This window comes from Thermotoga sp. 2812B, from assembly GCF_000789335.1.
GTDB lineage: Bacteria > Thermotogota > Thermotogae > Thermotogales > Thermotogaceae > Thermotoga > Thermotoga maritima.
Genome location: NZ_CP003408.1, coordinates 1,270,438 through 1,297,311, shown reverse-complemented (window position 1 = coordinate 1,297,311; position 26,874 = coordinate 1,270,438). Strand labels below are relative to the sequence as shown.

General features: G+C 45.5%; 29 protein-coding genes. 21 read left to right on the top strand and 8 right to left on the bottom strand.

Annotated elements, in window-relative coordinates; translation table 11 throughout:
• Positions 1-2: 2 nt before the first annotated feature.
• The 18 genes from T2812B_RS06590 to pyrH all read left to right on the top strand — a co-directional run bounded on the left by T2812B_RS06590 (position 3) and on the right by pyrH (position 14,504).
• Positions 3-368: a carboxymuconolactone decarboxylase family protein gene (locus T2812B_RS06590; RefSeq protein WP_008194899.1), complete on the top strand. Its 366-nt coding sequence runs from the start codon at positions 3-5 to the stop codon at positions 366-368.
• Entirely contained in the window at positions 346-3,027 is a 2,682-nt protein-coding gene (gene polA, locus T2812B_RS06585) for a DNA polymerase I (protein ID WP_008194896.1), read from the top strand. The genes T2812B_RS06590 and polA overlap by 23 nt, the downstream gene beginning before the upstream one ends.
• A 13-nt stretch (positions 3,028-3,040) precedes the next feature.
• Positions 3,041-3,508: a chemotaxis protein CheX gene (locus T2812B_RS06580; protein WP_004082082.1), complete on the top strand. Its 468-nt coding sequence runs from the start codon at positions 3,041-3,043 to the stop codon at positions 3,506-3,508.
• Complete coding sequence (locus T2812B_RS06575; protein WP_008194894.1) at positions 3,508-3,795, top strand: AtpZ/AtpI family protein; 288 nt, start codon at positions 3,508-3,510, stop codon at positions 3,793-3,795. Before T2812B_RS06580 ends, T2812B_RS06575 begins: the two co-directional genes overlap by 1 nt.
• Entirely contained in the window at positions 3,731-4,081 is a 351-nt protein-coding gene (locus tag T2812B_RS06570) for an ATP synthase subunit I (RefSeq protein WP_038051016.1), read from the top strand. Before T2812B_RS06575 ends, T2812B_RS06570 begins: the two co-directional genes overlap by 65 nt.
• Positions 4,078-4,920 (top strand): F0F1 ATP synthase subunit A, encoded by an 843-nt coding sequence (atpB, locus tag T2812B_RS06565; RefSeq protein ID WP_008194890.1) that lies wholly within the window; start codon positions 4,078-4,080, stop codon positions 4,918-4,920. Before T2812B_RS06570 ends, atpB begins: the two co-directional genes overlap by 4 nt.
• 13 nt (positions 4,921-4,933) lie before the next feature.
• Positions 4,934-5,191, top strand: a complete 258-nt coding sequence (locus T2812B_RS06560; RefSeq protein ID WP_004082074.1) for a F0F1 ATP synthase subunit C — start codon at positions 4,934-4,936, stop codon at positions 5,189-5,191.
• A gap of 13 nt (positions 5,192-5,204) precedes the next feature.
• Complete coding sequence (atpF, locus tag T2812B_RS06555) at positions 5,205-5,699, top strand: F0F1 ATP synthase subunit B (RefSeq protein ID WP_008194886.1); 495 nt, start codon at positions 5,205-5,207, stop codon at positions 5,697-5,699.
• Complete coding sequence (locus T2812B_RS06550) at positions 5,696-6,247, top strand: F0F1 ATP synthase subunit delta (RefSeq protein ID WP_008194884.1); 552 nt, start codon at positions 5,696-5,698, stop codon at positions 6,245-6,247. Before atpF ends, T2812B_RS06550 begins: the two co-directional genes overlap by 4 nt.
• Positions 6,244-7,755 carry a F0F1 ATP synthase subunit alpha gene (atpA, locus tag T2812B_RS06545; RefSeq protein ID WP_004082064.1) on the top strand — a complete coding sequence of 504 codons (1,512 nt, stop codon included), beginning with the start codon at positions 6,244-6,246 and terminating at the stop codon, positions 7,753-7,755. The genes T2812B_RS06550 and atpA overlap by 4 nt, the downstream gene beginning before the upstream one ends.
• A 21-nt stretch (positions 7,756-7,776) precedes the next feature.
• A complete protein-coding gene (gene atpG, locus T2812B_RS06540; protein ID WP_008194881.1) occupies positions 7,777-8,598 on the top strand; it encodes an ATP synthase F1 subunit gamma in 822 nt (273 codons plus the stop codon).
• Between the two features lie 11 nt (positions 8,599-8,609).
• Positions 8,610-10,016, top strand: coding sequence for a F0F1 ATP synthase subunit beta (atpD, locus tag T2812B_RS06535; RefSeq protein ID WP_004082059.1), 1,407 nt, complete (start codon positions 8,610-8,612; stop codon positions 10,014-10,016).
• A 4-nt stretch (positions 10,017-10,020) separates the two neighbouring features.
• Positions 10,021-10,347, top strand: coding sequence for a F0F1 ATP synthase subunit epsilon (locus tag T2812B_RS06530; RefSeq protein WP_004082057.1), 327 nt, complete (start codon positions 10,021-10,023; stop codon positions 10,345-10,347).
• Positions 10,287-11,162, top strand: a complete 876-nt coding sequence (locus T2812B_RS06525; RefSeq protein ID WP_327084764.1) for a DegV family protein — start codon at positions 10,287-10,289, stop codon at positions 11,160-11,162. The genes T2812B_RS06530 and T2812B_RS06525 overlap by 61 nt, the downstream gene beginning before the upstream one ends.
• A gap of 13 nt (positions 11,163-11,175) precedes the next feature.
• On the top strand, positions 11,176-11,712 hold the full coding sequence (gene hpf, locus T2812B_RS06520) for a ribosome hibernation-promoting factor, HPF/YfiA family (RefSeq protein ID WP_004082054.1): 537 nt from the start codon (positions 11,176-11,178) through the stop codon (positions 11,710-11,712).
• Between the two features lie 54 nt (positions 11,713-11,766).
• Positions 11,767-13,146 (top strand): ribonuclease E/G, encoded by a 1,380-nt coding sequence (locus T2812B_RS06515; protein ID WP_012311033.1) that lies wholly within the window; start codon positions 11,767-11,769, stop codon positions 13,144-13,146.
• Between the two features lies 1 nt (position 13,147).
• The gene (gene tsf / locus T2812B_RS06510) at positions 13,148-13,747 is read left to right on the top strand and encodes a translation elongation factor Ts (RefSeq protein ID WP_004082052.1); all 600 of its coding nucleotides are present in this window, start codon (positions 13,148-13,150) and stop codon (positions 13,745-13,747) included.
• A 61-nt stretch (positions 13,748-13,808) separates the two neighbouring features.
• The gene (pyrH, locus tag T2812B_RS06505) at positions 13,809-14,504 is read left to right on the top strand and encodes a UMP kinase (RefSeq protein WP_004082051.1); all 696 of its coding nucleotides are present in this window, start codon (positions 13,809-13,811) and stop codon (positions 14,502-14,504) included.
• Here the strand turns inward: pyrH and T2812B_RS06500 are convergent.
• From T2812B_RS06500 to T2812B_RS06470, 7 genes are read right to left on the bottom strand one after another with little or no spacing between them, the layout of a single operon-like run.
• Positions 14,501-15,769 (bottom strand): MFS transporter, encoded by a 1,269-nt coding sequence (locus T2812B_RS06500; protein WP_004082050.1) that lies wholly within the window; start codon positions 15,767-15,769, stop codon positions 14,501-14,503. The genes pyrH and T2812B_RS06500 overlap by 4 nt on opposite strands.
• 3 nt (positions 15,770-15,772) lie before the next feature.
• Positions 15,773-16,300: a transcription repressor NadR gene (locus tag T2812B_RS06495; protein WP_004082049.1), complete on the bottom strand. Its 528-nt coding sequence runs from the start codon at positions 16,298-16,300 to the stop codon at positions 15,773-15,775.
• 14 nt (positions 16,301-16,314) lie between these two features.
• A complete protein-coding gene (locus tag T2812B_RS06490; RefSeq protein ID WP_008194869.1) occupies positions 16,315-17,970 on the bottom strand; it encodes a radical SAM protein in 1,656 nt (551 codons plus the stop codon).
• A complete protein-coding gene (locus tag T2812B_RS06485) occupies positions 17,967-18,749 on the bottom strand; it encodes a hypothetical protein (protein ID WP_004082047.1) in 783 nt (260 codons plus the stop codon). The genes T2812B_RS06490 and T2812B_RS06485 overlap by 4 nt, the downstream gene beginning before the upstream one ends.
• The gene (locus tag T2812B_RS06480; protein ID WP_010865369.1) at positions 18,739-19,101 is read right to left on the bottom strand and encodes a hypothetical protein; all 363 of its coding nucleotides are present in this window, start codon (positions 19,099-19,101) and stop codon (positions 18,739-18,741) included. Before T2812B_RS06480 ends, T2812B_RS06485 begins: the two co-directional genes overlap by 11 nt.
• Positions 19,082-19,651 (bottom strand): RNA polymerase sigma factor, encoded by a 570-nt coding sequence (locus T2812B_RS06475; protein WP_004082042.1) that lies wholly within the window; start codon positions 19,649-19,651, stop codon positions 19,082-19,084. The genes T2812B_RS06480 and T2812B_RS06475 overlap by 20 nt, the downstream gene beginning before the upstream one ends.
• A gap of 32 nt (positions 19,652-19,683) precedes the next feature.
• Complete coding sequence (locus tag T2812B_RS06470; RefSeq protein WP_038051014.1) at positions 19,684-20,748, bottom strand: lysine racemase; 1,065 nt, start codon at positions 20,746-20,748, stop codon at positions 19,684-19,686.
• Positions 20,749-20,797: 49 nt separating this feature from the next.
• Here T2812B_RS06470 and T2812B_RS06465 point away from each other — a divergent pair, with 49 nt between their 5' ends.
• From T2812B_RS06465 to T2812B_RS06455, 3 genes are read left to right on the top strand one after another with little or no spacing between them, the layout of a single operon-like run.
• Complete coding sequence (locus tag T2812B_RS06465; protein ID WP_008194862.1) at positions 20,798-21,595, top strand: purine nucleoside phosphorylase I, inosine and guanosine-specific; 798 nt, start codon at positions 20,798-20,800, stop codon at positions 21,593-21,595.
• Positions 21,596-22,597: a bifunctional oligoribonuclease/PAP phosphatase NrnA gene (locus tag T2812B_RS06460; RefSeq protein ID WP_008194860.1), complete on the top strand. Its 1,002-nt coding sequence runs from the start codon at positions 21,596-21,598 to the stop codon at positions 22,595-22,597.
• Positions 22,554-26,165 carry a diguanylate cyclase gene (locus T2812B_RS06455; protein WP_008194858.1) on the top strand — a complete coding sequence of 1,204 codons (3,612 nt, stop codon included), beginning with the start codon at positions 22,554-22,556 and terminating at the stop codon, positions 26,163-26,165. Before T2812B_RS06460 ends, T2812B_RS06455 begins: the two co-directional genes overlap by 44 nt.
• Here T2812B_RS06455 and T2812B_RS06450 read toward each other — a convergent pair.
• The gene (locus T2812B_RS06450; RefSeq protein WP_008194856.1) at positions 26,131-26,874 is read right to left on the bottom strand and encodes an Mrp/NBP35 family ATP-binding protein; all 744 of its coding nucleotides are present in this window, start codon (positions 26,872-26,874) and stop codon (positions 26,131-26,133) included. The two genes, T2812B_RS06455 and T2812B_RS06450, sit on opposite strands and share 35 nt — an antisense overlap.

Here is a 26,874-nt window from a genome sequence, read left to right as displayed (position 1 = left end):
CCGTGGAGTACAAAAAGTTTGTGGAAACAAGAAGAGAGCTGAACGAGAAGGTGTTATCCCGTGGAACTCTGAACACGAAGAGATTCTTCAATCTCGACTCCGCCGTTTACAGGCCCGGGAAACTCGATGTAAAGACCAAAGAACTGATGGGGCTCGTAGCATCCACGGTTCTCAGGTGCGATGATTGTATAAGGTACCACCTTGTGAGATGTGTTCAGGAAGGAGCGAGCGACGAAGAGATCTTCGAAGCCCTTGACATCGCCCTCGTGGTTGGTGGCTCTATCGTGATACCGCACTTGAGAAGAGCTGTGGGATTCCTTGAAGAGCTGAGGGAGATGGAGAAAAATGGCGAGACTATTTCTCTTTGATGGAACTGCTCTGGCCTACAGAGCGTACTATGCGCTCGATAGATCGCTTTCTACTTCCACCGGCATTCCCACAAACGCCACATACGGTGTGGCGAGGATGCTGGTGAGATTCATCAAAGACCATATCATTGTCGGAAAAGACTACGTTGCTGTGGCTTTCGACAAAAAAGCTGCCACCTTCAGACACAAGCTCCTCGAGACTTACAAGGCTCAAAGACCAAAGACTCCGGATCTCCTGATTCAGCAGCTTCCGTACATAAAGAAGCTGGTCGAAGCCCTTGGAATGAAAGTGCTGGAGGTAGAAGGATACGAAGCGGACGATATAATTGCCACTCTGGCTGTGAAGGGGCTTCCGCTTTTTGATGAAATATTCATAGTGACCGGAGATAAAGACATGCTTCAGCTTGTGAACGAAAAGATCAAGGTGTGGCGAATCGTAAAAGGGATATCCGATCTGGAACTTTACGATGCGCAGAAGGTGAAGGAAAAATACGGTGTTGAACCCCAGCAGATCCCGGATCTTCTGGCTCTAACCGGAGATGAAATAGACAACATCCCCGGTGTAACTGGGATAGGTGAAAAGACTGCTGTTCAGCTTCTAGAGAAGTACAAAGACCTCGAAGACATACTGAATCATGTTCGCGAACTTCCTCAAAAGGTGAGAAAAGCCCTGCTTCGAGACAGAGAAAACGCCATTCTCAGCAAAAAGCTGGCGATTCTGGAAACAAACGTTCCCATTGAAATAAACTGGGAAGAACTCCGCTACCAGGGTTACGACAGAGAAAAACTCTTACCACTTTTGAAAGAACTGGAATTCGCATCCATCATGAAGGAACTTCAACTGTACGAGGAATCCGAACCCGTTGGATACAGAATAGTGAAAGACCTGGTGGAATTTGAAAAACTCATAGAGAAACTGAGAGAATCCCCTTCGTTCGCCATAGATCTTGAGACGTCTTCCCTCGATCCTTTCGACTGCGACATTGTCGGTATCTCTGTGTCTTTCAAACCAAAGGAAGCGTACTACATACCACTCCATCATAGAAACGCCCAGAACCTGGATGAAAAAGAAGTTCTGAAAAAGCTAAAAGAAATCCTGGAGGACCCCGGAGCAAAGATCGTTGGTCAGAATTTGAAATTCGATTACAAGGTGTTGATGGTAAAGGGTGTTGAACCTGTCCCTCCTCACTTCGACACGATGATAGCGGCTTACCTTCTTGAGCCGAACGAAAAGAAGTTCAATCTGGACGATCTCGCATTGAAATTTCTTGGATACAAAATGACCTCTTACCAGGAACTCATGTCCTTCTCTTCTCCGCTGTTTGGTTTCAGTTTTGCCGATGTTCCTGTAGAAAAAGCAGCGAACTATTCCTGTGAAGATGCAGACATCACCTACAGACTCTACAAGATCCTGAGCTTAAAACTCCACGAGGCAGATCTGGAGAACGTGTTCTACAAGATAGAAATGCCTCTTGTGAGCGTGCTTGCACGGATGGAACTGAACGGTGTGTACGTGGACACAGAGTTCCTGAAGAAACTCTCAGAAGAGTACGGAAAAAAACTCGAAGAACTGGCAGAGGAAATATACAGGATAGCTGGAGAGCCGTTCAACATAAACTCACCGAAGCAGGTTTCAAGGATCCTTTTTGAAAAACTCGGCATAAAACCACGTGGTAAAACGACGAAAACGGGAGACTACTCAACACGCATAGAAGTCCTCGAGGAACTTGCCGGTGAACACGAAATCATTCCTCTGATTCTCGAATACAGAAAGATACAGAAATTGAAATCAACCTACATAGACGCCCTCCCCAAGATGGTCAACCCAAAGACCGGAAGAATTCATGCTTCTTTCAATCAAACGGGGACTGCCACTGGAAGACTCAGCAGCAGCGATCCAAATCTTCAGAACCTCCCGACGAAAAGCGAAGAGGGAAAAGAAATCAGGAAAGCGATAGTTCCTCAGGATCCAAACTGGTGGATCGTCAGCGCCGACTACTCCCAGATAGAACTGAGGATTCTTACCCATCTCAGTGGTGATGAGAATCTTTTGAGGGCATTCGAAGAGGGCATCGACGTCCACACTCTAACAGCTTCCAGAATATTCAACGTGAAACCCGAAGAAGTAACCGAAGAAATGCGCCGCGCTGGTAAAATGGTTAATTTTTCCATCATATACGGTGTAACACCTTACGGTCTGTCTGTGAGGCTTGGAGTACCTGTGAAAGAAGCAGAAAAGATGATCGTCAACTACTTCGTCCTCTACCCAAAGGTGCGCGATTACATTCAGAGGGTCGTATCGGAAGCGAAAGAAAAAGGCTATGTTAGAACGCTGTTTGGAAGAAAAAGAGACATACCACAGCTCATGGCCCGGGACAGGAACACACAGGCTGAAGGAGAACGAATTGCCATAAACACTCCCATACAGGGTACAGCAGCGGATATAATAAAGCTGGCTATGATAGAAATAGACAGGGAACTGAAAGAAAGAAAAATGAGATCGAAGATGATCATACAGGTCCACGACGAACTGGTTTTTGAAGTGCCCAATGAGGAAAAGGACGCGCTCGTCGAGCTGGTGAAAGACAGAATGACGAATGTGGTAAAGCTTTCAGTGCCGCTCGAAGTGGATGTAACCATCGGCAAAACATGGTCGTGAGGAGGTGTTATCTGTGGATGCAAGAATCGTGAACGCCCTCATTGGATCGGTTTATGAAACCATCAGAGATGTTCTGGGGATAGAGCCGAAAACAGGAAAACCCAGCACCGTATCACACATAGAGATTCCCCACTCGCTGGTAACCGTCATTGGAATAACAGGTGGAATAGAAGGCAGTCTGATCTATTCTTTTTCGTCGGAGACGGCACTGAAAGTTGTTTCCGCTATGATGGGTGGAATGGAATACAATCAACTCGATGAACTCGCTCTGAGCGCGATAGGAGAACTTGGAAACATGACAGCCGGGAAGCTGGCGATGAAACTCGAACACTTGGGAAAACATGTGGATATCACCCCGCCAACTGTGGTGAGTGGAAGAGATCTCAAAATAAAGAGTTTTGGTGTTATTTTGAAACTTCCGATCTCTGTCTTTTCGGAAGAGGATTTCGATCTTCATCTTTCAGTGAAGAGCGGAGGGTGATGCCTATTTCCAGAAATCTTTTCAGGGACTTTGGAAAATACAACATAGTCGTTATGTTCATAACGACTCTGGCTTCGAACATCGTTGTCGGTGCTTTGATCGGGTATTATCTGGACAAATGGACCTTCAAAAATGGGATTTTACTGTTTATTTTCATAATTTTAGGAATTGTTTCAGGTTTCTATAACGGTTTCAAAATTCTTTTGAAAGAAACTGAGAGGTATGATAAAAGTGAAAAGGTTAACAAAAAAGATGGCAGTGACGATAATAATAATGGGAATGGTTGAAGCATTTGTTTTTGGCTTGATAAGCGGTTTCGAAAAGAGCTGGGGCCCACTCCTTGGAAGTGCAGGAGCTGTACTGAATCTCTTTTCTTTGAAAAACGACATAGAGAAGATGGCTTCCAGGAGAACCACGAAGGGATGGGTCTTTGGATACTTGGGAAGATACACCTTCAGCGCGGCGCTTCTTCTTCTGGGTGGTCTTGTGTCTTTTGAAACTCTTCTGGGAGTTTTCTTCGGTTTGATGAATTTGAAGATAGTCTCTTTCATAGCCTGGAGGTGGACGGATTGAAGATCACGTTCTCAAAAAAAGAGAAAATATTTCTCGTTGTCTTCATTTCCCTCTACGTTCTCGTTGCCATCTTGAACATCCAACAGCTGAAACGGACACCCATGGAAGAGATCTTCGGTGGTCTCGGTAAAAGATGGATTGTGGATATAAACGGATTCAGGATCAATCCCATGACCATCATCGTTGGAACGGCTATAGCGATCTTTCTAATAGTGCTCGCGTACAGACTGAGAAAGTTCGAAATGATTCCAAACAGAAAGCAGGCTTTCATGGAGTCGATCCTCGAGATGTTTTACGAGATCGTTGACGAATCGATCCCAGATAAGCGATTTGTGAAACCCACTTTTGTAGTTGCAACCACACTTTTCCTCTTTATCACCATCTCGAACATAATAGGTGGAGCGGTGCCGGGCGTGAGTGTGGTCGCCGATGAAACCGGTGCTGTTCAAAAGGTAGTACTCTTCAACGACACCTGGCCGGCACCAACAGGAGACCTGAACACCAATCTCACCTACGCCGTTATGGTTCTCATCATCAGCCATGCTTTCGCCATAAAGTCCAAGGGATTCAAAGAGTGGCTGAAGTCCTGGTTCTATCCAAATCCGGTTATGTTCCCTATAAACCTCATCGGCGAGCTGGCAAAACCCATCTCCCATTCTCTGAGGTTGTTTGGTAATATAGGAGGTGGAGCAATACTCGTTTACATCCTCTCTTACATGACAAAGTACTTCTTCGCTCCCATCATTTTCTGGGGATTCTTCGGCATCTTCGTTGGTTTGGTTCAGGCGTTCGTGTTCAGTATGCTCGCGGTCGCATACATCAGTTCACAACTTTCGTAAGGAGGGGTCAAAGATGGAAAATCTTGGAGATCTCGCTCAGGGACTGGCGCTTCTTGGAAAATATCTCGGAGCAGGACTCTGCATGGGAATAGGAGCCATCGGTCCTGGAATAGGAGAAGGTAACATAGGAGCTCACGCAATGGACGCCATGGCGAGACAACCTGAAATGGTCGGTACCATCACCACGAGGATGCTTCTTGCCGACGCCGTTGCCGAAACAACGGGTATATACTCTCTTCTCATAGCCTTCATGATCCTCCTCGTGGTGTGAGGAGGGGAGAACTTTGGGCTTTCTGGAGATAAACTGGACCTCAGCGGCAATGCTGATGCTCTTCGTTCTCATGGTGTATTTTCTAAACAAATTCCTCTACACACCGTTCATTGAAATGACAGAGAAGAGAAGAAAAAAGGTGGAAGAGGACCTGAAAAGCGCTGAGCAGTTGAAAGAAGAAGCCGAAAAGATGAGATCTGAAGCCGAGAGATTTCTCTCCGAAGCAAGGCAGAGAGCAGACGAAATCGTAGAAAGTGCCAGAAAAGAAGCCGAAGCGATCGTTGAAGAAGCTCGTGAAAAGGCAAAGAAAGAAGCGCAGAACATCGTAGAGTCCGCAAAAACACAGATAGAAGTTGAATACAAAAAGGCTCTGGAACAGGTTCAGGAAAGAGCAGCGGAACTCTCCGTGATACTCGCTACCAAGCTTCTCCAAAAGGTGTTTCAGGATGAAAGAGCAAAAAGAGAGTATCTCGTCAAAATCCTCAAAGAGGAGATAGAAAAGTCATGAGGTTCTCTGCGGTGGCGGGAAGGTACGCCAGAGCACTTTTAAACGTTGCAATAGAAAAAGAAAAAGAAGAGGAATACCTGAGATTCCTGGATCTTGTGTGCCAGATTTACGAATCAAGCAGGGAACTGTTTGACAATCCCATCTTGAAACCAGAAAAGAAGATTTCTCTCATAAAAGAGATAATGAAAAGTTTCGGCCAGGAAATGGATGAGTTTCAGGAACGATTTTTAACGCTCGTGTTTGAGAGAAAAAGACAGAAACTTCTGAGAAACATCAGGGATCTGTTCGAGTACGAGAAGATCCTGTCGGAACAGAAAGTTCCTGCGAGTTTATCGATAGCCCACAGTCCAGAAGATGAAGAACTTTCTCTCCTCAGAAAGTTCGTCAGAAAGTACGCTCTCAGGGATCCTGTTTTCGATATTTCCATCGACGAATCTCTCATAGCGGGTGCTCTCGTTGAATTCGAGGGATTCAGACTGGACACGACGGTTCAGGGCAGACTGAAAAGAATCGCCCGAGAAGCCCTCAAAAGGGGTGAGATGAGTTGAGGATAAATCCTGGAGAAATCACGAAGGTTCTCGAAGAGAAGATAAAAAGTTTCGAGGAGAAGATCGATCTCGAAGACACTGGTAAGGTCATCCAGGTTGGAGACGGTATAGCCCGTGCGTACGGGTTGAATAAAGTGATGGTGAGTGAGCTCGTGGAATTCGTCGAAACTGGAGTCAAAGGAGTCGCCTTCAATCTGGAAGAGGACAACGTTGGTATCATCATACTCGGTGAATACAAAGATATAAAAGAGGGTCACACCGTCAGAAGATTGAAAAGGATCATAGAAGTACCGGTTGGAGAAGAGCTCCTCGGTAGGGTGGTCAATCCGCTCGGAGAACCGCTCGATGGAAAGGGCCCAATAAACGCAAAGAACTTCAGACCGATAGAAATAAAAGCCCCCGGTGTCATCTACAGGAAACCCGTCGATACACCTCTCCAGACAGGAATAAAGGCGATCGACTCCATGATTCCCATCGGGAGAGGCCAAAGAGAGCTGATCATAGGAGATAGGCAGACGGGAAAAACGGCCATCGCTATAGACACCATCATCAATCAGAAGGGACAGGGTGTGTATTGTATCTATGTGGCGATAGGTCAGAAAAAGTCCGCTATTGCAAGGATCATCGATAAACTCAGACAGTACGGAGCCATGGAGTACACAACGGTGGTTGTGGCCTCCGCTTCCGACCCGGCATCTCTCCAGTACATAGCACCGTACGCGGGCTGTGCCATGGGAGAGTACTTCGCATATTCCGGAAGGGATGCCCTCGTGGTCTATGACGATCTTTCGAAGCACGCCGTCGCCTACAGACAGCTCTCACTTCTCATGAGAAGGCCCCCGGGAAGAGAGGCTTATCCTGGGGACATCTTCTATCTACACTCCAGACTCCTTGAGAGGGCCGTCAGACTGAACGACAAACTCGGTGGAGGATCCCTCACGGCTCTACCCATCGTTGAAACTCAGGCGAACGATATATCCGCCTACATTCCAACGAACGTGATATCCATCACTGACGGTCAGATATACCTCGAGCCCGGATTGTTCTACGCCGGTCAGAGACCCGCCATCAACGTTGGTCTGTCCGTTTCCAGGGTTGGAGGATCTGCGCAGATAAAAGCAATGAAGCAGGTCGCCGGTATGTTGAGAATTGATCTTGCACAGTACAGAGAACTCGAAACGTTCGCTCAGTTTGCCACAGAACTGGATCCAGCTACCAGAGCCCAGATCATAAGAGGACAGAGGCTCATGGAACTTCTGAAACAGGAACAGTACAGTCCTATGCCCGTTGAAGAGCAGGTCGTTGTTCTCTTCGCAGGTGTCAGGGGATACCTCGATGATCTCCCGGTGGAAGAAGTCAGAAGATTCGAGAAGGAATTTCTCAGATTTATGCACGAAAAGCACCAGGATATCCTCGACGACATAAAGACGAAGAAAGAACTGACTTCGGAAACGGAGGAAAAACTCAAGAAAGCCATTGAAGAATTCAAAACCACTTTCAGGGTGTGATGTGCAATGAGTAGAGGTCGAATGCTACAGATAAAGAGAAAGATAAACGCAACACAATCACTGATGAAGATCACGCGCGCTATGGAGATGGTAGCGCGCGCAAAGGTGAGAAAAATAGAGTCGGAGTATCAAAAATTCAAGCCCTTCTACGACGAAGTGAAAAGATTGTGGGCGCTGGTTCCAGCGGAATCTCTCGATCCGATCTTTTTTGAAGAAGGGAACAGAGACCTGATCGTGGTGATAACAAGCGATATGGGACTGTGTGGTTCCTTCAACAGTGAAATCTTGAGAGAGGCAGAAAGAGTGATCTCCGAATCCAGGGATCCACAACTCATACTCGTGGGCCTCAAAGCCATAAACCATTTCAAGGACGGAAAAGTGTTGAAAATGTACGACAGATTCTACGAAATACCCGACTTTAGAAACGGCTCTACGATCGTGGAAGATATTCTCAATTTTCTCGATGGGAAACCCGCGAGAGTTAGAGTGATTTTCAGCCGCTTCAAAAACGTTCTCATCCAGAAGCCAGAAGTGCACGAACTTCTTCCCATCAAAAAGGAAGAAAAAAAGAGAGAAGACTTCGAATACGAACCACGCCTAGAGCAAATTGCTCCGCTGATCTTTCATTACTATCTCTCGGCCACACTCATGGAACTCATGTTTCAGACGAAGATAGGAGAATACTACGCAAGACAGAACGCCATGAAGAACGCCACAGACAACGCCCAGGAAGTGATCAGGGAGCTGACACTGGCGTACAACAAAGCGCGTCAGGCTTCGATCACCCAGGAACTCATAGAGATCGTTACGGGAGCAGAAGCTCTGAAGGAAATAGAAAAATGAGGTGATATGGCATGGCAAAGGGTTCGAAAGGATTCATTGTGAGTATTATGGGACCTGTTGTGGACGTGAAATTTCCCGAAGAGGAACTCCCGGATATATACAACGCCCTCGAAGTTGTAAATCCCCAAACGGGGCAGAAGGTAGTGCTCGAGGTGGAGCAGCTCATCGGCGATGGAGTTGTTAGAACGGTGGCTATGGATTCAACAGACGGTTTAACCAAAGGTCTGGAAGTGGTAGATACAGGAGCTCCCATAACAGCACCTGTGGGGAAAGAAGTCCTTGGAAGGATCCTGAACGTGATAGGTGAACCTGTCGACGAAGCAGGAGAAATAAAAGCCAAAGAAAGATGGCCCATTCACAGACCAGCCCCTGAGCTTGTGGAACAATCCACAGAGATAGAAATCCTCGAGACCGGTATAAAGGTGATCGATCTTCTCGCTCCGTTCCCAAAGGGCGGAAAGATCGGTTTCTTCGGAGGAGCGGGCGTTGGAAAGACCGTGCTCGTTATGGAACTCATCAGAAACATCGCAATAGAACACAAGGGATTTTCAGTGTTCGCAGGTGTCGGGGAGAGAACAAGAGAAGGTAACGAACTCTGGCTCGAAATGCAGGAAAGCGGAGTTCTTGGAAACACCGTTCTCGTTTTTGGCCAGATGAACGAGCCCCCAGGAGCGAGATTCAGAGTGGCTCTTACCGCCCTCACCATCGCTGAGTACTTCAGAGACGTAGAAGGAAGAGACGTTCTTCTCTTCATTGACAACATATTCAGGTTTGTCCAAGCTGGAAGTGAAGTCTCGGCACTTCTCGGAAGAATGCCGTCTGCTGTGGGATATCAGCCCACCCTCGCAACCGATATGGGAGAACTTCAGGAGAGAATCACTTCGACGAGGAGAGGTTCCATCACATCCGTTCAGGCCATATACGTTCCTGCGGACGACATAACCGACCCGGCACCGGCAACCACCTTCGCCCACCTGGATGCCACGGTGGTTCTGTCACGAAGAATAGCAGAACTTGGACTTTACCCGGCGGTTGATCCTCTCGACTCCTCCTCGAAAATTCTGGATCCAGCGATCGTTGGAAGAGAGCATTACGAAGTGGCAAGAGGTGTTCAGGAAGTTCTTCAGAGATACAAGGACCTTCAGGATATTATCGCCATACTCGGTGTGGAGGAACTCTCTCCGGAAGACAAACTTGTGGTTCACCGTGCCAGAAGAATTCAAAGGTTCCTCAGCCAGCCGTTCCACGTAGCAGAAAGGTTTACAGGGCGTCCTGGAAGATACGTACCCATTGAAGAAACAATTAGAGGATTCAAGGAGATTCTCGACGGAAAACTCGACGATGTACCTGAACAGGCGTTTCTCATGGCCGGAAACATCGACGAAGTTAAAGAAAGAGCAAAAGAAATGAGGAGTTGAAAATGTGAAGGTAAAAATCGTTACACCCTATGGGATCGTGTACGACAGAGAAAGCGACTTCATTTCTTTCAGAACGGTGGAAGGATCCATGGGAATCCTCCCCAGGAGGGCTCCCATAGTAACCCAGCTCTCCGTGTGCGATGTAAAAATAAAATCGGGTGATGATGAATACCATCTGAAAGTTGCGGGTGGTTTTTTGCTCTGCGATGGAAAAGATGTGATCATAATCACGGAAGAAGCCGGAAGAGAAGAAGACATCTCCCCTGATAGATTCATGGAAGCAAGGGAAAGAGTGGAAAGGGTGAGACGATTCTTCCAGTCTTCGTTATAGACAGCGCTGTCACAGTTGGCAATTGGGAACTTCCGTTTCCTGTAAGAACGATCGGTATAAAGGTCTACATCGACGATAAAGAGTACACAGACGACGTAGACATCGATAAAGAAACTTTTTACAGTCTTTTTGGAAAGGCAAAAAACTTCAGAACAGCCGTCCCCTCTCCGCTTGAAATGGAGAGGGTGCTTCGTGATATAATTTCTGAAGGTTGTACCCGTATATACTGCGTTCACCTTTCTTCAAAGCTGAGTGCTTTCTATAACGTGATGAAGAGCGTAACCGAACGTCTAAAAGAAAAGTTCCCATCGGTGACATTCAGGGTTATTGACACCAGACAAGTTTCAATAGGTGCAGGATATGTTCTTCTAAAGTTGATGGAATCGGTGAAAGACGGCAGAGAGGATCTTGAAAGAGTTGTTCAGGAAGCAAACGAAAGAATAAAGATCCGCTTCTCAGTGCTGGAATTCGATTATCTCATGAAGAGTGGAAGGGTAAAAGCGATAACAGGAATGCTCGGGAATCTCATAAAGATACATCCCATTCTGAGCATTGAAGATGGAGAACTCAGAGTGGTAGCGAAAAAACGTGGTTTAAAGAATGTTGTAGAGAAAATTGTTCAGGACCTGAAAATAGACGGAAGAAAAATGCTGGGACTTGTTTATGCCGGGGAAGAAATGAAGGAGATCGTTCTTGAAATAGAAGAAAAACTGAAAGACGAACACATCGAAAGGGTGGACATCGTGAGATTGCCTCCCACCCTTGCTGTTCATTCTGGTCCCAAGATGTTCGGAGCAGGTGTATTCATACTGTAAGGGAGGTGCTTTTATGGAGTACAGGATAACGGGAAAGGGTGTAGAAATTTCCGAAGCCATCAAAAATTATCTGGAAAAAAGGCTCGATAAAATTGACAGGGTGATTTACGATGATGACCTCGTTTCCTTCAACGTTAGAATAGAAAAAGATGGTAAGAATCAATATGTGGTTAAGTTCAATATGAATCTGAAAGGGAACATCATCAATGTAGAAGAAAGACACCCGGATATTTACACCGCGATAGATTTTGCCTCGGATGCTCTAGAAAAACAGGTGAAAAGATTGAAAGAGAGGCTGAAGAACCACCCTCATAGAAGTTCTGCACTCGTTGAAACTCCTCTTGAAGAGCCAGGTGAATTTTCCCCATCTGACAAGGTCTCTTCTGTAAAAAGAGTTTCTCTTCTCAACCTCGATCTCGATGAAGCAGTTATGCAGATGGATGAGTTGAACCATCGATTCCTCGTTTTCAGAAACGTCAATACTGGCGAAATAAATCTCCTCTACAGGGACGAAAACGGAGACATTCATCTCATCGAGATGGCAGAGTAAACCGGAGGTGTCAAGGATATAAGAGAATTTCTCCTTAATGTTCAATCGGACAGCTTGTCTTACGCTGTAATGGACGATGGTGAACTCGAAGAGGTCTTTTTCGATGAAATAGAAACGATCGCAGGGAAAATTTACCTTGGAAGGATCGAAAAAATTGTACCAGGACTCGAAGCAGCCTTCGTGAAAATTGGAAAGGGCAGGAACGCCTTTTTGAAACTCAGCGAGATTAATGAAGCCTACAGGAAAACTGTTCTGAAAGGACAAGAAGTAAAAGAAGGCCAGAAGATACTCGTACAGGTGAAAAAGGATGCTTCGGGAAAAAAAGGACCTCAGGTAACACCCCAGATAGGGATAGCCGACAGATTCGTTGTCATATTTCCTTTCAAAAAAGTGATAGGTGTTTCAAGAAAGATAGAAGATGCTTCAGAAAGACGCAGATTGAGAACCATAGCCTTTTCTCTGAGAAAAAAATACGGTGTCGGTGTAATAATGAGGACAGCAGCGGAAGGTGTGGACGAAGAGGAGATCATAAAGAATTTCGAAAGGGCATTAGAAAAATGGAACCAGGTACTTCAAAAGTTCAGAAGATCGAGAAAACCGAAGTTGCTATACGAAGAAGATCCTGTAGAACAGATCATCAAAGAAAAGGTGAATTCGAAGATAGACAAATTGATTTACAACGACAGATCACTCCTTGAGACCTTACAGAAATATCTTCAAAATCTTCCGAAAAAACCGGAGATCGAGTACGTAGAAGGTGACCTGTTTGAAAAGTTTTCCGTTTACGAACGTTTGAAAAAACTTCTCTCCCGCACTGTTCCATTGAAAAGCGGAGGAAACATCGTCATAGATCGAACAGAAGCGCTCACCGTTATAGATGTAAACTCGGAAAGCTACACAGACGCTGAAAACCAGGAGGAACTCGCTTTGAAAACGAACATGGAGGCCATCGAAGAAATCGTTCGTCAGTTGATACTCAGAAACATTGGAGGAATCGTGGTAATAGATTTCATAAAGCAGAAAGATCCGAAGAGTTATGAAAAGCTTCTTTCACGATTCAAAGAGGTTGCAAAAAGAGACGGAACAAGAATCGAAATCTTTGGATTCACAAATCTTGGGCTTCTGGAAATAACAAGAAAAAGAACGACAAGACCTCTGGATACACTTCTTTTCACCCGGTGCCCCGTGTGTTCGGGAACGGGAAAAGTACTTTCTCAAAAGATTCTGCTTAAGAGAATCAGAGAAGATTTGAAAAAATTGAAAGATTTTGAGGAAGTAACATTGAAAGTTCATCCGAACATGTCTGGATACTTCAAAAGGGAAGATATAAAAAAGCTCCAGAAGGAATTCAAAGTAAAACTGAACCTGGATTACGGCTGGCACGATCCAAATTCTTACGAGATCAAGGCGAAGACCAAGAAAGGAGGAAAGTGACATGGAAATATCCATGGACCTAATCAAAAAGCTCAGAGAAATGACAGGTGCAGGTATTCTGGATTGTAAAAAAGCCCTCGAAGAAGCCAACGGTGATATGGAAAAAGCGGTGGAGATTCTCAGAAAAAAGGGTGCTGCAACAGCTGAAAAGAAAGCTGGAAGAACTACCAAAGAAGGAATCATCGTTGCATACGTTCACTTCAACGGAAGAATAGGTGTTCTGCTCGAGATGAACTGTGAAACGGACTTCGTGGCCAGAACCGATGAGTTCAAAGAACTCGCTTACAACCTCGCAAAACAGGTTGCTGCAATGAAACCTCTGTACGTCAGAAGAGAGGACGTCCCGGCAGAAGTCATAGAAAAAGAGAAAGAAATCTACAGAGCTCAGATCAAGGATAAACCTGAAAACATCGTGGAAAAGATCGTGGAAGGAAAGCTCGAGAAATTCTTCGAACAGGCGTGTCTCTACGAACAGACTTACATATTCGACGATACAAAAAAGGTGAAAGATCTCATAAACGAACTGATAGCGAAAACAGGTGAAAACATAAGAGTTTCAAGGTTCACAAGATACGAGATAGGAGAGGGTTACGAAGATTGATCAACGACACACATAAGCGAGGGTGAGCGAAAAGCTCACCCTTTTTTTGGAGGTATGGATCATGAGAGTACTGGTGAAGCTGAGTGGGGAAGCACTCTCGGGAGAAGGAGGCAGAGGGTTCGATCCAGAAAGAGTGAACTACATAGTCAACGAGATTAAAAGCGCCATTGAAGAAGGTTTCAAAATAGGTATCGTTGTGGGAGCAGGGAATCTCTTCAGGGGTGTCGAGCTGAAGAATCTCACCATGACAAGGGCCGATCAGATCGGTCTTCTCGGAACCGTGATGAATTCCGTATATTTGAAAGACATCTTCGAAAGATCCGGATTGAAAGCTCGAATTTATTCACAGATAGTGAATCTTCCGGATGTGGAAAGGGTGAACTACGATTCTATAGAATCTGCCCTAAGAGAAAACAGCATTCTGATCTTCGCTGGAGGCACGAGCAATCCATTTTTCACTACAGACACAGCAGCCGTTCTGAGAGCCCAGGAAATGAGAGCAAAATTGGTGGTGAAAGCCACAAAAGTGGATGGTGTGTACGATAAAGACCCAAAGAAATTTCCCGATGCGAAGAAGATCCCTCATCTCACGTTCTCAGAAGCGATGAAAATGGGGCTCAAGGTCATGGATGCCGAAGCCTTCGCTCTGTGTAAGAAGCTTGGAATTACAGTGAAGGTGATCAATTTCTTCGAACCAGGAACTCTTCTGAAAGCGCTGAAGGGAGAAGACGTGGGAAGCACCGTTGTTCCAGATTAATCCACGTATTTCCCCTTTGTTTCTCTTCCAAATATCAGAACGATCACACCGGCAAACATTGCCATCGCGGAGATCCATGCGAGGGTTTCCGCGATGCTTTTTCCTTTCTCCATCATGAAGCCTGTGTAGTAAGGAGCTATTATACCCGCTATCCTTGCCCATACTCCCGCTGCTCCGTTTCCAGTCCCCCTGAGCGACGTGGGATACAGCTCCGGTGTGTAAGCGTAGACCAGTCCCCACACTCCAAGACAGAAGAAAGAAAGGACCAAAGCAGCTGCAAGAAGCGAAGCATCTCCTCTCACGTTGGCCCACAGCAGAGCGGCAAGTCCTGTTCCTATGAAGTAAACACCAAGAGAAGCCTTTCTTCCCCATTTTTCTATGAAGTAGGCTGCCGAAAGGTACCCGGGAAGCTGTGCCACCATCATGTAGAATGTGAACCAGGAAGATTTGACAACACTCACACCCAGCGAGGAGAAGATCCTGGGAGCCCAGGTGAACAGAGCGTAATACACGAAGCTCACAACGAACCACGCTATCCAGATCACAACTGTGTCTTTCAAATGTTCCCTCTTCAAAAGAGCCAGGATGGGAACTTTCTCTTTTTTTGGAAGCTCCACCTCTTCCTCCACTCTTTTACCCAGAGACCTCTCCAGCGCTTCTTTTCCACCCTTCAAAAACGCGTACTTTGGGGTTTCGGGCATCCTAAGAAACACCGGAACAAAAAGGTACCCGATGGAGAAGATCCAGAAGACCCATCTCCAGTTCGGGAGAACATTCACTGCGAAGAGTCCTATCAGTATACTCCCAACCGCCCAGCTCGACTCCAGAAGCACAAGATACCTTCCCCTGAGTCTGATACTCGTGAATTCTGCAAGATACGCGTTGAACGAAGGCATCAAGCCTCCATACCCAAAACCCGAAAGGCCTCTCAGAACTAAAAGAGTTTCGAACGATGAGGAAAAGCCGGACAGAAAAGTGAAGGTGATCGTTACGATGAAAAAGAACAGATTGGAAACTTTCCTTCCAAGAAGGTCAGCCACGAACCCCACAGAAAGCGCTCCAAAAAGCATTCCAAGGAAGGTAGCACTTGCTATGGTAGCTCCCTGAGTAGAGGTGAGATTCCATTCCTTTATCACGTAAGGAAGCACAAAAGAAAGAAGCATAACACCGGCAGCATCGAACATCCAGGCGATAGAAGTGAGGATGAGAAACCTTCTCTGAGTTTTTCTGTCCACGTATTTTTCAACTATTTCGTCTATTCTCATCTTTTATCCCTCCTCTATCAGGAAACCTTTTTTCTTCAGCTCTCTCATGATTCTTTCCATTGTTTCTTCATCCGGTGCCTCTATGGTGTGAAGATGAACTCCTCCAGAGAGAGTTAAGAGAGGTTCTGTCTTTGCCATCTCCATCAAGTTTACAAATTTCAAGACCTCTTCCTCGGAGGAAACATCGATGATACCTCTTATTTCACCGTAAACCGGATGTTCCACAATCACATCGACTATTCTTCCACCGTTTCTCACCACACAGAGTAATTCTTCTTTTATCTCTTCTGGCGCGTGCTTCACAGCTACAAGCCTCGAGACTCCAGACTTTCCACCCGCAAGCACGTATCCCCTTGGCGTGGCCACGATGTTGTAACCAAGACTTCTCAAGTAGGCGATATCCTGAACGATCACCTGCCTGCTCACACTGAGTTCTTCTGCCAGCTGAGCTCCACTGACGGGTTCTTTTGATCTCTCGAGAATCCTTACGATGGACTTCAATCTTTCCTGTCTAACGGTTTTCATGTGCATCACCCGAGCATATTTTACACCTGCTGTAAAGAAATGCCAAGATTTCTGAGAAAGTTCGCTGTCTCGGCGGGAACTACTTTCTTGAGATCTTCCCAGCTTCTGAAGGGACGATTCAGAATGATCTTTCTGGCGAGGGCGTTTCCGATTCCGGGTATCGCTGTGAGTTCTTCCAGTGACATGGAGTTTATGAAGGAAGGGTAAGGCAGGGCAGTCACCGATCGTTCGCCGTGGGAAACCACAACCACGTCCAGCACACCACTGTGATTTCCTGGAATGCCGACGAGTATCGGATAACTCCCTAGCTGTCTTCCAAAAGAGATTTTTCCTTCTCTGTACTCAACTATCACCTTTTTTAGAACAGTGCCGGCAGGGAAGACTCTCTTCAGCATTTCACGATCTATCTCTTCCCTTATCCTTCTTTTCCACTGATCATGAAGATAACTTTTGATTCTGTGCTTTTTATTCTTTAAATACTCGTATACCGGAGTTCCCGGATAAGCGAGAAGTTTTCTGATGTTTATCCTTCTCAGAAGATAACCTTCATCGAGAATGCGCTTCAGATATGAATAATTCTTTTTGAGGGTTTCTTCCGTTTCCCCCGGAAGACCAAAGATCAGATTCACACCGGGAAGGAGTTTTGGTATTCCATCCACCCGCACTCCACCTATCTCGTTCACAACAGCGATGGCTTTCAAAAACTCTTCCGGCGAACCCTGAACGTTGTTCTTCTTCAGGACATTTTCGTCGAAGGACTCCACTCCAAAGGAGAACACATCGCCTGGTGTGTTGTATCTGACAATGGTTTCAACTATCTTTCTACATTCCTTTTCGTATGTAACAAGGTAGGATGGGTTGGCGTTATCCGTGTGGAGAACTTCCAGATGAGGAGCTACTTCTCTGGTACCCGAATACAACTCCTCCAGGATCTCCGGAGAGGGCTTCCCTCCGTTCCTGTCAGATCCAAACGCCAGAATATTCGCAGCCCTTCCGAAGCGAAATGCTCTGCATCCAGCTCTGTAGAGGGACTCTATCTCTTTCAGTATGGCCTGTACATCTCGAGATTTCAACCTTCCATGGAGAAGCGGTTCTGTGCAAAAAGAACAGAACGTTCTTCTTTCACAACCTCTCGAGACTTCTATTTCGCATATGACATGCGGAAAGTTCGGATGTTTCTCAAGGACAACGGCCCCATAAGGTGCCACCGCATCGATCAGCTCATAATCGCTTTTTGCCTCTGGATCGGGTACACCCTGAAAATAGGAGACTACAAAAGCCTCCATATCTCCACTCACCAGATAATCCGCCTGTATGTCAAATCGTCTTGCCACAGATCCCCCTCTGAGTGAATATCCCCCAACTATTGGACCACCCACTATTTTTATGGGTCTTCTTGCGATGCTGAGAATCCTCTGAAGCTCTGAAAGGGTGAGAGGTGTTCCGCCCTTGTATCGACCTGGCACGGTGATTCCACCAAAAACAAAAAGAAAATCGTATTCGTTCGCAATTTCCCAGAGTGATTCCTTTCTCATTTTGTCTATGGTGACATAATCGACTTCTACATCATGAACCACAAGTGCACCTGCGAGGTACCTGACGTACGGACTCACATAAGGTGGGACACCAAAGGCGGCGGGCTCGTCTATGTAACCGTCCACTATGAGCGCTCTCATTGTCCAAGAATCACCTTTATCTCCTCAAGAGTTTTTTCATCGGCAACGATGGCTATCTTGAGTCCGTTGATGTTGACTTGTAAACCACCCTTTGGAAGGTCGTTTCCTATGAATATCTCTACTTTTTGACCGTTTTTGTAGATACCCTCTATCTCGAGCCCCGATGTTCCTTCTCTGATTATGAGGAAACGAAAGTTACTCAGGATGTCAACCAGTTCTTTTGGAAATTCCACTCCAGAGTCCACAAGAGTGTAGTCTTTCAAAATTTCATTCTTATCGGCAGAAAGCGGTTTCACTTCTTCGTAGATCAGCTTGCTCTTCGTGTCCATGTAGTTTCTTTCGATCTCTTTTGGGAATCCATCGGATGAGAGAAGCACGCGGTATTCTCCCGTGTCATGAATGTATATCTCGTACCCTTCGTTTGTTTCTTCAATTTTCAGATCTCTTCCCTGCAGAATCTCCTTGAAGGCAAGATCCTCAAGATCGAGAATGAGCATGGGAGATCTCTTCAAGGTGGTACCGGATCCCATGTAACAGCTCTGACCCAGTCTCACCCAGTTCACACTGACGGGTTCGTGTACCAGAACCATCTTGTCCGCTCCCCACTTGTACACCTCTTCGTATCTGAAACGGCTTTTCAAACCAATTTCAACCATTATCCTCTTCGCGTAATAGTTCGCGTACATCCACTTTTCCACGATTTCAGGTAGTGCAAAAATCGTAGCTGCGAGGAAAAACAAAACTACCAGAACGTACTTTTTCACACTATCACCATCCATCGCTCACTACTTCCACTGTTTTTATGTAATCTATTAACTCTTTAACAACAGGATTTTGTTTTTGAACAACTTTTCGAGACGGAGAGACAGGGAAAATGTCGAGGACTACAGAAAGAAGCAGCAGGGAAACTGCGATCCCAGCGAAAACTGTTGAAAGGACGAGTTTCTTTCGCCTTTTTTTCAGGATCTTCCTCATCAGACGTTCACTTGGAACGTACTCGCATCGTATTCTGTAGAGAGTGATAGCCTCCCTGTAAACTCGGTAATCTCTGAGGAGTTCCTCAGGAAGCCCCTCTATGGGCTCTTCACCGTCAAGAATCCTGTTCAATCTGTCATCTTTCAACAGTTTCACCCTCTTTCAACAAGTTTCCCAGCCTCTTTCTTGCGTAGTGAAGACGGCTTTTTACAGTTCCAACAGGTTTTTGCAAAACGGACGCTATTTCTTCATAGCTCAACCCGTCTATATCCCTCAGTTTTATGAGCAGCCTGTCCTCCGGTGAGAGCTTTTCCAGAGCCTTTTGAACCCTCTCAGCGGTGATTGAGCGAAGCACTTCATCGAGTACGTTCTCTTTCGCTTCTGGCTGGATATAGATTTCTTCCTCGTTGTCTTTCTCCTGAAAATCTGTCAAAAACTCGTTTCTCTTCTTGTACTTCTGAAGGTAGTCCTTACAGACATTCACGGCTATCCTGTAGATCCACGTAGAGAGCTTCGAATCACCTCTGAATTTCTTTATCCCTTTGAAAATCCTCAAAAACACATCCTGAACGACATCATCCACATCGTCGGTGTTCAAAAAGCTCTTTGCTATACTCCCTATTTTTGGAGCGAATTCTCTGTATAGAACCTCGTATGCCCAGTCTTCTTTCCTTTTGAGGGCTTCGACGAGTTTTTTTTCGTTCAAAACCGTTTCCTCCTCGTATTAAGACTTTCCCCTCAGATTGAGGGTTCATACACCTTCTCCACGAATGGAGAAGTCATAGCCTTCAAAAGACAGGAGTAAGTCATTCTGAATCTGAACACGTCACCGACTTTCACATCTCCAAAATCCGTAACATCGAGGACGATATGATCGCTCGAAGCGTGCAGTACCTCAACTCCTTTGTCCACGGGAATGAGCCCTCTGCTGTCTATATCTTGCTCTCCAAGAGCGCAGATCGCTCTTTTCCTTATACCCCTGTCCACGAAGTCAACCTTCCTTCCAAAGACATCGAGTCCTCTCTTTCCCAGGGGGACGGAGGGTTTCTCCTTCACCTCTATCACTTCAGCCTCGATCAGAAAGGTGTTCTGAGAAAGCCAGTCTATGACTCGATTGTTCGTTATGTCCCTTCCCAGAACAATGGCCTCTCCTATCCTGAGCTGGTTTATTCCCTCAGGAATCTCTCCATTCTCCAGTGCGTAGAGCGCCGGAGTGTTTCCACCGGAGACTATCTCTATGTTGAATCCGTGATTTTTTTCCAGCTTTTCCTTTATATCGAGCAGGATTTCGAACTTTTCTCTCGTTGGTATGATACCACCGTAGCATCCAAAATTGGTGCCTATTCCCACAACGTTGGCTCCTTTGCATTGAGCTATTTCTTCAACGGCCTTCCCAAACCAAACACCTTCTCTGAGATCTCCCACATCTATCATGTATATGATCTTCACGTTTCTCTTCATCTCTCTGGAGAGCTCATCCACTTTTTTTGCCACATCAGGATCGGAGACCATGATGTAATCGAAGTGCTTCACATCTTCAACAAGTTCACTCATCATGGGAAGTCTCAGGAGCATGAACGGTCCTTCTATTCCTGCTTTTTTCATTCTGAGAACGTTCTTTATCCTGGACTCACCCAGTATCCCGATACCCGCTTTTCTGAGCGTTTCCGCAAAACGGGGATCACCAAGGGTTACCTTGGTAACACCGACTATTTCTATACCTCTTCTGGAGGCCATTTCGACTACTTTTCTTGCGTTTTCTTCTATCTCTTTTAGATTTATCAGAAGCCTGGGATACACCATCAACACCTCGCTTTATAGTAGAATAGTTACGTGGAGGTGATCACAAGTTATGATGAAAAAGATCGAAGAAGCAAGGACGTTTATAAGTGAAAGAACGAACCTTTCACCGGATATTTTGATCATCCTGGGATCCGGTTTTGGGCCTTTCATAGAAAAAGTGGAAGACCCTGTTATTATAGATTATAAAGATATTCCTCACTTCCCACAACCTACCGTGAAAGGTCACAGCGGGAAACTCGTTTTTGGAAGAATAAGCGAAAGGCCTGTTATGATCATGGCAGGAAGGTTTCACCTTTATGAGGGTCACGATCCAGCGACGGTGGCTTTTCCCGTGTATGTGGCAAAATACGTGGGAGTGAAAGGTGTCGTTGTAACCAACGCCGCCGGTGCGATAAACCCGGAGTTCAAACCTGGAGAAATCATTCTGGTGAGAGACATAATAAACTTCATGTTCAGAAATCCTCTCAGAGGCCCAAACGACGAAAGGATAGGTCCGAGGTTTCCCGATATGTCCTCGGTTGTTGCTCCTGAATGGGCGAGGAAAATCCAGGAAAGACTCAGCCTGAAGGAGGGAGTTTACATCGGTGTTCTTGGACCAAGTTACGAGACGCCAGCTGAAATACGCGCCTTTGAAAAGCTCGGGGCCGATCTTGTTGGGATGTCAACCGTTCCGGAAGTGATCGCTGCAAAACATTGCGGGCTCAAGGTGGTTGTATTCTCCTGTGTGACGAACATGGCAGCCGGTATCACCCACGGAAGACTGTCACACGAAGAAGTGGTGAGAACAACGAAAATGGCACAGGGTAAAATAGAAAAAGCTCTCACCACTGCAGTGGAGGTGTTCTAAGTGGACGAGATCGTCAAAGTGCTCTCTCAACACGATAGAATACTCGTTGTAGGACACATAATGCCCGATGGTGATTGTGTGAGTTCCGTTCTGAGCCTCACACTCGGACTGGAAAAATTAGGAAAAGAAGTGAAGGCTGCTGTAGATTACAAAATTCCTTACGTATTCGAGAAATTCCCTTACATAGATAAAATAGAAGAGAATCCGAATTTCGATCCGGAGCTTCTTGTGGTGGTCGATGCCTCCTCTCCCGACAGAATCGGAAAGTTTCAGGATCTCCTGGATAAGGTTCCTTCTGTTGTGATCGATCACCACTCAACGAACACGAATTTCGGAAACTGGAACTGGGTGGATCCGTCTTTTGCAGCCACCGCTCAGATGATATTCAGGATCAACGAAGCTCTCGGTGTAGAGTACGATTCGAACCTTGCCACTTTGAACTACCTTGGGATCGCAACCGACACAGGGTTCTTCAGGCACTCCAACGCAGATGTCAGAGTGTTCGAAGACGCTTACAAACTGGTGAAGATGGGAGCAGATGCACATTTCGTTGCCAAAGAGATCTTGGAGAACAAGAGATTCGAACAGTTCAAACTGTTTGCTGAAGTCCTCGAAAGACTCCAGCTGCTTGAAAATGGAAAGATCGCCTACTCCTACATCGATTACGACACCTATCTCAGACACAACTGCACCGATGAGGACAGCGCGGGATTCGTCGGTGAGCTTCGTTCCATAAGAGGTGTGGAAGTGGCTGTGCTCTTCATGGAGTTTCCACGTGGTAAAATACATGTCAGCATGAGATCAAAAGACTGGTTCAACGTCAACGAAGTTGCTTTTGAGCTTGGAGGAGGTGGGCACCCACGGGCAGCGGGTGTGACTTTCGAGGGGGAGAAAATAGAAGAAGTGATTCCCAGGGTTATAAATCATCTCTTGAAGAAGTTCAGAGAAGGTGTGGAAAATGAGAGTGAAAAAATTTCTGAGGGGGACGTACTGGGGAGATGAATTTCTCATAGAAGATGACGGTGAAGATCAAGTTTTGAAAATCGTAAGAGTTCCCGTGGATAGATCTTTCTTCTTCAACGAATACGCAAAATTGAAACGCCTCAATTTGCCAAACGTTCTTCTGCCTGAAAAGTTGAAAATCTCTGATGGAAAGTTCCTGCTGTTCTATCCCTACTACCACAACCTCGCACCTCTCGAAAATCTGAGCAAGCAGATCGCAAAGCAGCTTCTCAAGATGTTTCTTTTTCTCTCGAAAGTGGGCGTCACTATTCCCACGCTTGGGATGGACGACATACTGGTGAACGACGGAGTTTTTTTGATCCCTGCACTCATCTCGAACGTTTCAGACAACGTGAAGGGTGTTGTTTTTTCTCCAGAGAGATCTTCCCGGGCAACCGAAGAAGTGTGCAGGCGTTTTTTGAAAATCCACGGAATAGAACCTCACCTGGAGATCAGAGAGACCTCGTTCGACTCCAGAGAGATCAGAATTCCCTACATTCACAGGAAAGAAGAAGAATTGATAAAAAGAGACATAGAAACTTCCCAAAAATTTCCTCTCTTCATTCTGATCACAGGTGAACAGAGAGTGGGAAAAACAAAACTCGCGTCTGTTCTCGTCGATGAATTGAGAGAACAAGGATATATGATTCACCAGATCTCATCTCTTGAAGATCTCCGTGTATGGTACGATGCTTCAGACGAACTCGATCTTCTCACCAAACTCGACGACGGTCAAAAAAAGGTGATCTTGATCGACGACCTGTTCGAAGGCTCAGATTTGTTATCGTTTCTTGAGGAGTTTTCCGAACTCTTCACCAGCACCAGAATAATCGTTTTAGCAACTTCTACAAAGGTTTTTCAATTCTTCCACAAGGTGTACAGACTCTCTCCTTTCACAGTTGAGGAAACTCATATCTTTCTTGAGAGAGCGATTGGAAAAATCAGCGACGATCAAGTTAAGTTGATTCACAATCTCAGCAAGGGATTACCAGGATACATGGTAGAATTGTTGAAATTCTTCAACAAGTCCAATCTCAGAGAAAACATTGTTGGAATCTTCAAACCTCTTCTTCGAGAGCTGGATTCCTCAGAAATCAGAGAACTGAGCGTTTTGGGACAGAAGTTCACCGGAAGCGAATTGAGGGTTCTTGAAAAGATAACCGGAAAAGACTACCATGATACTTTGATGTCCGCATATGATTCTGGTGTGATAACGACAGAAGAAGGACTCTACAGATTCGCACTTAGAGAATTCTGGAAATACTACTACAACAAGCTTTCAGAGAACAAAAAGAAAAATCTCCACGAAAAACTGTTCGAAAATCTCCCGGACGACCTCGCAATAAAACACGCCCTATCTCTGGAAGATCCGAAATTAAGATTCTTCTACGTGTTGAGATACGTGAGAAAACACTTCTGGGATTACGAAAAAACCAGGTCACTCATTGAATATCTGAAAAGACTGGAAGAATCCTTCAAAAAGTCATATTATTCCATAGAAAGCCTGAAGATGAAGCTCGTTTTCAGGATAGATCCTCTGGGTACAGAAAAGGAGAACTTCCACTTTCGAAGGTTCAAAACTCTCGGAGAAGCAGATATCAACTCAATCTTGCAAAAAGACTCACTGTCTTATTATGATCTCTACAATCTCGTTGTTCTTTCCTGTCTTCACAGAAGAGCGGGAAAGAAAGCCCCTCAGGAAATTCTCAACACCATCAAAAGAGAGCTCAAAGAGAAAAATTTCTCCACAAAAGAAAGGCTTTATCTGAAAGCTCATCTTCTCTACGAGCTCTTCTCCTCAACTGAAGATCGAGAAACACTGAAAGAGATGATGAACATTGCCGCCTCGGAAGGTTTTCTCGATCTTCAAGTGATGGGTTACAGAGCTTTGGGAGTCCTTTCAAGAACGAGAGCGATGAGCAACTACTACTTCCATCACTCTTTAGAGCTTTCAAGAAAAATAGACCCATCGCTTTCCATCGTGGACGAAAGCAATTTGACATGGAGCTTGCTCTACGAGGGAAAAATAACGAACTTCCTCGTCCAGCTTGAAAGACTGAGAAAACAGGCAAGGCTCTTTGAAGACATGCCCATCCTTTCTTACACCTATTTTCTCGAAGGGCTCTACCACATTCACAGGAAAGACTTCCAGAAAGCTGAAGAAGTCTTCAGAACAGAACTCAAACTGGAAGAAAAACACGGAATAGAAAGAAGAGCACTCAGAGGACTGGTCATGAACTACCTGTTTTCTGGAGACGTTGAATCCGCTAAAAGTCTTCTGGAAAAGGATGAACCCGAGTTCGATAGATTCGGATTCGATTTTCTCAAGAGATTGGTTCTTGCAAAAGACGATTCAGAGCTCTTGAAAATCTGGAAAGAAAGGCTTGAAACTCCTCAGAAATTCTTCAACGAAGAAATCGCTTACGTTTTTGCGGAAAAGTTAGCAAAACTGGATCCAGAAGGCTTCGAAGAATTCCTCCTCGAACTTGAAAGGGAAAACGTCGAAAACTCTTCAAATCTCACACTCGCTCTAGTTTATGAGACCTTTTACAAATTCTACAGTGCCCTTGGAGAAAACTTCAAAGCCAAGCGTTATCTCAGAAAGGCGATTTTTGTTTACAACCTGATAGGCTTGAGAGAAGTTTCGGTCAAGCTGGAGCTGGACGAAAAAACTCAAATTGAAGAGAAAAAAGCACCGTTTTATCTATTGCTGGGTTTCATAGAAACAGAAAAGGAATTTTCTGATATGATGGAGTTTGTTGCAGCAAAACTCTCAGAGGTAATTCCATACGAAGTTTTTTCAATTCGAATAATTGAGAGAACAACGAAAAAGGTGATGGAAGAATATTCAACATCTCCCATCACTCCACCTATGGAGAAGGACTTCCTCGAAATTTCGCCCTTCAGAACGGTCATGTCCTTCCATCTCGATATGAAGCACGACATGATCGTTGGTGTCGAGACCAACCTTGAATGTGACGAAAAGACAGCCTGGGAGCTGGTGGAAACGCTCGAGCAATTTGGAAACATTCTCACCACCATTCTCAGAGAACGTCTCTATAGAGACAGGAGCATGAAGGATCCTCTCACAGGAGTCCTGTCCAGGTGGTACTTCATGGAACGTCTTGAGGAAGAGGCGTACAAATCTTCGAGGTATAAATCTCCCCTTTCCATCATCATGTGCGATGCCGATGACTTCAAAAAGATAAACGATCAATTTGGACACATGGCGGGTGACAAAACTCTCAGCTGGCTTGGAAGAAAGATGAAGTCCGTTTTGAGAAAGAGCGATCTTGTGGGGAGATACGGAGGGGAAGAGTTCATTATAGCTCTTCCAGGAACATCCCTGGAAGAGGCAAGAATCGCAGCAGAGAAGCTGAGAAAAGCCGTTATGGAAGATCCAGAGAACATCTATCACGTCACTCTGAGCTTTGGAGTGGCAGAATACAAAAACGACGAGGATCCCCTTGAAACAATAAAGAGGGCCGATGAGGCCCTCTACCTGGCAAAAACTCTTGGAAAGAACTCCGTGGTTACAGAGAAAGTACTTTCTCGACGATCTTCTTGAATTCTTCTTCTATTGCGGTTCCTCTCTTATAAACCACCGCGGGCTTTCCTTCGTCTGAGAGGGAAACCACCTCTGGATCCATGGGTATCCTGGCAAGAAGAGGGATACCAAATTCTTCTGCCAGTTTTTCCGTCTCTCCTTTTCCAAAAACGTATATCTTCTCACCGCAATTTGGACAGACCAGATAGGACATGTTTTCCACCAGCCCAAGTATTTTTCCACTCAATCTTTTGACGAAGTTTATCGCTCTTCTCACATCGTCTCCAGCCACTTTTTGAGGAGTGGAAACGATTATCACAGCATCGGGTTTTATTATTTGAAAGGTGGAAAGCGCTTCGTCTCCTGTTCCCGGTGGAAGGTCACAGATCAGGTAGTCAAGGTCTCCCCATTCCACGTCTCTTGTGAGCTGTTCAATTGCCTTGTGTTTGAGAGGACCTCTCCATATAACGGGAGCCCCTTCCTGGAGAATCATTGCCAGTGAAAACACCTTCAAAGAATCTCCATACTTCGCTGGAACGATTTTTTCACCTTCGGAAGGTGGCAGAGAAACACCGAGCATCCTTTGAACGTTGGGTCCGTGAAGATCGAGATCGAGAAGACCAACCTGGTAACCCTCAGCCGCCAGTGCAACAGCGAGGTTCACCGCTACAGTGGTTTTTCCAACACCACCTTTACCACTCATTATGGCTATCTTCTTCGTTTTTTCCAT